Here is a 5986-nt window from a genome sequence, read left to right as displayed (position 1 = left end):
ACACAAACCCGAAGGACGCGGACATACCGGAAGGCGGCTGCGTCGCGTCCGTCCCGCTGGCGGACACGCGCGCCCGGCCCCGGCCGGCCAGCGCCCACCGGCGGGCACTGGAGCTGTTCGTCTCGGCCCGGCGACGGTTCGCCCTCGGCATCCTCGCCGGGGCCGTCTCGCTGGGGTGCGGTGTCGGACTGACCGCCGCGTCGGCGTGGCTGATCGTCCGGGCGTCGCAGCGGCCGCCGGTGCTGACCCTGATGGTCGCGATCGTCGCGGTCCGGGCGTTCGGGCTCGGCCGGCCGGTCTTCCGGTACGTCGAGCGCCTGGTCACCCATGACGCGGCCCTGCGCGGCCTGGCCAGGCTGCGCGCGGAGGTGTTCGCCCGGCTCGTGCCGCTGGCCCCCGCCGCCCTTGGCACCCACCGCCGTGGGGACCTGCTGCGCAGGTTCACCGCGGACGTGGACGGGGTCGGCGAGTCGCTGCTGCGCGGGGTGGCCCCCACCGCGTCCGCGGCGCTCGCCTGTGCCGGCGCTGTGATCATGACTGTCGTTGTGTCGCCGCCCGCGGGGGGCGTCCTGGCGCTCGGGCTCGCGGTGGCCGCGGTGCTGGCCGGGCCGGTGACCGGCCGCCGTACCCAGGAGATGGTCACGGCCACCGCGGCGGCGCGGGCCCGCCGGGACATCGAGATCGTCGCCATGCTGGACGGGCTGGACGAGATCGTGGCGTTCGGCGCGGCGCCCGCCCGGCTCGCCCGGGTGCGCCGCCGAGATGGCGAGATAACCCGGCTGGCGGCGTCCTGGCGCGGGTCACCGGCGTGGGGGAGCGCGGCGGCGACGTTCGCCGCGGGCCTGACTCTCGCGGCGGTCAGCGCCGTCGGGGTGGCGGCGGTGGGGCAGCGGGCGCTGTCCGGAGTGATGCTCGGGGTGGCCGTGCTCACCACGGTCGCCGCCTTCGAGCCGTTGGCGGGGCTCACCACCGCGTTCGCCGCCCTCGCCGAGGCCCGGGCGTCGGCGGCCCGGGTGTTCGCCGTCCTCGACCGAGAGCCGCTGGTGGGCGAGCCGGCCCACCCGCGGCGGCTGCCCGACGGGCCGCTTGAGGTCCGGATGCGCGATGTCGTGCTGCGGTACGCCCCGGACGGTCCGCCGGTGCTCGACGGCTTCGGCCTCCACCTGCCCGCCGGTACCCGGGCCGCGCTCGTCGGCGCCAGCGGCGCGGGCAAGAGCACCGTCGCCGACCTGCTGCTGCGCCTGCGTGACCCGCAGGCGGGCGAAGTCCTCGTCGGCGGTGTCGACCTGCGCGACGTCGCCACCGACGAGCTCTACCGGCGCGTCACCGGCATGACCCAGGACGCGCACGTGTTCGACGCGACGCTGCGGGAGAACCTGCTGATCGCCCGTACCGACGCGGCCGAGGCCGAGCTCACCGGCGTCCTCGGACGGGTCGGGCTCGGCGACTGGGCCGCCGGCCTGCCGGACGGCCTGGCCACCCGGGTCGGCGCGGACGGGCAGCGGATGTCCGGCGGGCAGCGCCAGCGGCTGCTGCTCGCCCGCGCACTGCTGGCCGACCCCGCGGTGCTCGTCCTGGACGAGCCCACCGCTCATCTCGACCCGGTGACCGAGGCCGCGGTGATGCGCACGATCCTGGACGTCACCCGCGGCCGGACGGTGCTGCTGATCAGCCATCGCACGTCTGGTTTCGAGGAGCTGGACGCGGTGGTGGAGCTGGCGGGCGGCACGCGGACGCCCGCGCTGCGCCCAGCCGCCTGACGGGCGCGGACGCCCGCCCCGCGCCCGGCCGCCGGACGGCGGCTGGGCGCCGTCCGGCGGGGCTGGTGGCCTCGTACCGCTGGACGGTTCCGTGTCACTCGGTACGGCCTGTGCCGCTCGGGCGACACGGGCCATCGGCGGTATCCGGCCCGTCCGGCCCGTCCGGCTTGTCCGGTCCGCCTGGCCCGTCCAGCTTGCCTGGCTCGTCCGACGTGTCCGGCGCCTGGGTCCGGGCGGACCAGGACAGCCGGGTGCCGGCGGAGGCGGGGGAGAACACGATGAACCTGCCGCCCAGCTCCTCCGCCCGGCTGCGCATGTTGGCCAGCCCGCTGGAGCCGTCCCGGCCCTCCGGGTTCACCCCGCCGGCCCCGTTGTCGATGACCTCCAGCCGTACCTGGCCGTCGGTGGACCAGACGGTCACGTACACCTGGGTCGCCGACGCGTGCCGGGCGACGTTCGACAGGGCCTCGCGCAGCACCGCCACCAGATGCTCGCCGACGACACTGCACACGCTGGAGTCCAGCGCGCCCTCGAAGCGCAGGTGCGGCGCGAACCCGAGGGAGACGGTCGCGTCGTCGACGATGTCGAGGAGCTGTCCCCGCAGGCTCGGGATGTCGTCGCGCCCGCGCCGGCGCAGTTGGAAGATCGTCGTGCGGATCTGGCCGATGGTCTCGTCCAGGTCGTCGATGTAGGCGGCGAGCCGGTCCTCATGCTGGCCCCCGCCGGTGCGCGAGACCAGGCCCTGCAGCCCGATCGCCGTGGCGAAGATCCGCTGGATGACGTGGTCGTGCAGGTCGCGGGCGATGCGGTCGCGTTCCTCCAGGACGGCGATGCGGCCGCGGTCGGCGCGGGCCTGGGCCAGCTCGAGCGCCAGCGCTATGTGCCCGGCGAAGCCCGACGCCATGTCGATGTCGGCGTCGGTGAAAAGCCGTCCCTCGGCCCGCCGGCCGAGCACGAGCGCCCCGACGCTCTCCCCGGAGGCGATGAGCGGGATCACCATGGACGGCCCGTTCTGGCCGGCCAGCGGATCCGAGGCGGGAACGACCGCACCGACCAGCCCGTCCGGGTATGCGCCGGTGGCGACCTCGACGACGAGTTCCTCGGCCGACCCGCGGGGGAGCAGCACGGCGGAGAAGTCGGCGACGGCGATTTCCTGGGCCCGGCGCGCGATGAGTTCCAGCGGGTTCGGCCCTTCGGCCAGCAGATGCCGGGTGATGTCGGTGGACGCCTGCAGCCAGCGTTGCCGGCGCTGGGACTCCTCGAAGAGCCGCGCGTTCTCGATGGCGACGCCGGCGCTCGCGGCCAGCGCCTGGACGAGTTCCTCGTCCTCGGCGGTGAAACGGGACGCGTTCTGCTTGTCCGTCAGGTAGAGGTTGCCGAACACCTTGGTGCCGATCCGGATCGGGACGCCGAGGAAGCTGTGCATGGGCGGATGCCCGGCGGGGAAGCCGTCCGCCCGGTGGTCGGTGGTGATGTCGTCGAGCCGCAGCGGGTAGGGCTCCCGGATGAGCAGGCCGAGGATGCCCTTGCCCCGCGGCAGGTCGCCGATCCGGCGGACCATGTTCTCGTCGAAGCCGACGTGGATGAACTGCTCGAGGTTCTGGTCGCGGGCGATCACTCCGAGCGCGCCGTAGCGGGCGTCCACAAGATCGCACGCGGCCTCCACGATGCGGGTCAGCACGACGGGCAGGCTCAGGTCCGAGGCAACCATGCGGCTCGCCCGCAGCAGACCACGCAGGCGACTCTGGGTGACGATCAGGTCCTTGGCCTGGTCGACCCGGTGAGTCACGAAATCTTCACCATATGGTTGTACGGCATTCCCGCCGCCAGTCTCTGCATCCATGACGATGTCAACGTATTACGCCCGACGGCCCCGCAGATCTCCCCTGCGGGCAACATCGCACGAATCATCCTGAGCAGCCTGATCGGCATCTTGTCGCGACCGGTACGACCTGCCGCTCCACCGGTCCACCGTGATTCTTTTCACCGCTTAATGCTTTTCTGGCGGGCGCTCCACGGCAGGAGATATATGCCGGTGGTCAGCCGGGTTCCGGCGGGCCCTGGTCCCTTTCCGTGATTGCGGCAGCAATTCCGTCCGCGACGCCATAAAGATCTTCCTGGTCTGTTATGCGCAGGTACCGGAAGTGCTTGAGCGGGCTCGGGAGATTATCCGGTTCGGTGTCGGAGACGAGCACGGGAAGGACCGCGCGGTCCGACTGGTCGTCCAGCGTCTGGCGCATGAACCGGTTGATTTCGTGGTTCTGGGAACGGCTGACGTACCTGTCGACCAGTACGACGAGGTGCCGTGATCGGGCCAGCAGAGTGCTCAGCGCACGCGACCAGTCCGTGCCGGGACGGAACGACGGCCCGAGCACCCGCAGGCCCCGGCGGGTCAGCAGGGCCTCCAGCGACCTCACGAGCTGTTCACTCTCCGGATATTTGTCATAACTGATGAAGACGTCGAAGTCGTAGCCGTCGCCGCGTGAGCGCAGCCCCTGCCGGGTGGCCGCGTCCACGAACGAGTCCCTGCTCTCGACGAGCAGGTCGCTGCGGTCCAGCTGGTGGGCGATCGTGGCCGCGAGGGTCTCCAGCGAGTATCCGATCTTCTCCGGGGTCGGGTCCTCCTCCTCGAGCGCCGGCAGGTCCTCGCCGAAGCTCCAGTAGGAGACATAGGGGATCGTGAGCAGGCCGAGCAGCCGCTCGACCGGCACCCCCGCCAGCGGCGCCCGCTCCACGGCCCAGTTCCGGAAGAGCGGGGCGAGCTCCCGGCCGAACCGTTCCTGCCAGTACTGAGCCCGGCGGTACTCCTCCCGGGCATCGAAACGCGCGGGGACGGGGAGGGTCAGCAGCAGGGAACGGTCGTAGGGCAGGTCGTCGCGGGCCTTTTCGGCGCGCTCCACGACGTCCAGGACCCCGCGCAGGCTCTGCTCGTTGGCGGTGAAGAGCACGACCAGGATGTCGGGGAGCTGCGCCGTGCAGATCCCGCTGATGTCGGTGATCCCGGTCCGGCTGTCGATCAGGACGAAGTCGTAGTCCGCCACCCAGCGTTCCCGGCTGGTCTCCAGGAAGGCGCCGAGGTCCTTCCCGCCGTACAGCCCGGCCCAGTCGATCGTCTGGGCCCGGGGGACGTAGGAGCGGTCGGCCGGGCCGGCGGGCAGCAGGTCCAGCGGTAGGTCCCGCCCCGGCAGGGATATCCGGCTGACGTAGTCGGCGACCCGCGGGTCGCGGCCCCGCGCGAAGTCGTCGATGAAGTCGACCAGGCCGGTCCCGGGCGGTTCGGGCAGCCATCGGCTGAGATAGAACGGGATGCCCGGCGCGTCGATGTCCCAGTCGATGCACAGCGTCCGGTAGCCCCACGAGGTGAGCAGCGCCGCGGTGTTGGCCAGGGCGAAGGTGCGCCCGACCCCGCCCTTGTAGGAGTAGAAGGTCACCACCGTGCCGCGCGTGCGCGCACCGCTCCTCGCGTGCTCAGCGGGCACTGTTCTCATCGCTCATTGTCTGCACCGCTCATTGTCTGCACCGCTCGCCGTGTTTTTTCGCCGCAAGTCGTGTTTCCGCGCCGCTCGCCGCGTTCTGCGCCGATCACTGTGCTCACAGCCTCGGGACGGCCGCGCGGTGGGGCGGTTCCGGCTCCGGGCGCAGGACCGGCAGGTCGGGACGCCAGTCCGGCACCACGTCCAGCCGCGCCACCAGCTCCTCCGCGATCTCCGCCACCTTCCTCTCGAACCCGGCGTAGGCGGGCGTCTGCTCGAAGGACGTCGAGGAGACGTTCCAGTCCTTCATGTCCCGCTGCTGGGTGCGCTTCGCGTCGTGCGGGAACCTGTCACCGTCCTTGAGCCGTATGGGGTACACGAGGCGGTGCGTGTCCGGTGCCGTGCTCAGCCCGAGCAGCGCCTCACGCCGCTGCATGCTGCGCCATTCCGCGACGCACCAGCGCGAGCCGAAATAGGACGGGGTCCAGACCGCCACCAGCAGGCGTGACCGGCTGTGGGCCTGGGCGAGCGCGTCCGGCCAGCGCTCCCCGGCGTGGATCTGATCGACGTCGATGAAGATCTCCGGTTTGCGGTCCAGTTCGTCGGTCAGGCACCTCACGAGCATCCGGTGGAAGTGGTTGTGCACCCATGGCAGGACGGTACCCGCCCGCCGATAGCTCAGGAACACGTCGAACCGGTAGCCCGGCATGCTGCAGAAGCCTCCCCCGAGACCGGTCCCACCGCTGGCCACGG

At 71.9% G+C, this 5986-nt stretch carries 4 protein-coding genes; 1 reads left to right on the top strand and 3 read right to left on the bottom strand.

Annotation, left to right across the window (positions count from 1 at the left end):
* The coding region (gene cydC / locus NBW84_RS21355) for a thiol reductant ABC exporter subunit CydC (RefSeq protein WP_250286772.1) at positions 1-1760 on the top strand (1760 nt) is incomplete at its 5' end.
* 94 nt (positions 1761-1854) lie between these two features.
* Here cydC and NBW84_RS21350 read toward each other — a convergent pair.
* From NBW84_RS21350 to NBW84_RS21340, 3 genes are all read right to left on the bottom strand, one after another.
* Positions 1855-3549 carry a GAF domain-containing protein gene (locus NBW84_RS21350; RefSeq protein WP_250286770.1) on the bottom strand — a complete coding sequence of 565 codons (1695 nt, stop codon included), beginning with the start codon at positions 3547-3549 and terminating at the stop codon, positions 1855-1857.
* Between the two features lie 250 nt (positions 3550-3799).
* Positions 3800-5248 carry a KGGVGR-motif variant AAA ATPase gene (locus tag NBW84_RS21345; RefSeq protein WP_250286768.1) on the bottom strand — a complete coding sequence of 483 codons (1449 nt, stop codon included), beginning with the start codon at positions 5246-5248 and terminating at the stop codon, positions 3800-3802.
* 103 nt (positions 5249-5351) lie between these two features.
* Positions 5352-5986: toll/interleukin-1 receptor domain-containing protein (locus NBW84_RS21340; RefSeq protein ID WP_250286765.1), on the bottom strand; the 635-nt coding region annotated here is incomplete at its 5' end.

The organism is Protofrankia sp. CiP1_Cm_nod2, from assembly GCF_920664355.1.
Taxonomy (GTDB): domain Bacteria; phylum Actinomycetota; class Actinomycetes; order Frankiales; family Frankiaceae; genus Protofrankia.
Note: the sequence above shows the minus strand (reverse complement) of the source record. Positions and strands in the feature narration are given on the sequence as shown.

Bases quoted from the DNA above. Each gene is read 5' to 3' on its own strand.
- NBW84_RS21345 (WP_250286768.1), bottom strand. From the start codon at position 5,248: ATGAGAACAGTGCCCGCTGAGCACGCGAGGAGCGGTGCGCGCACGCGC.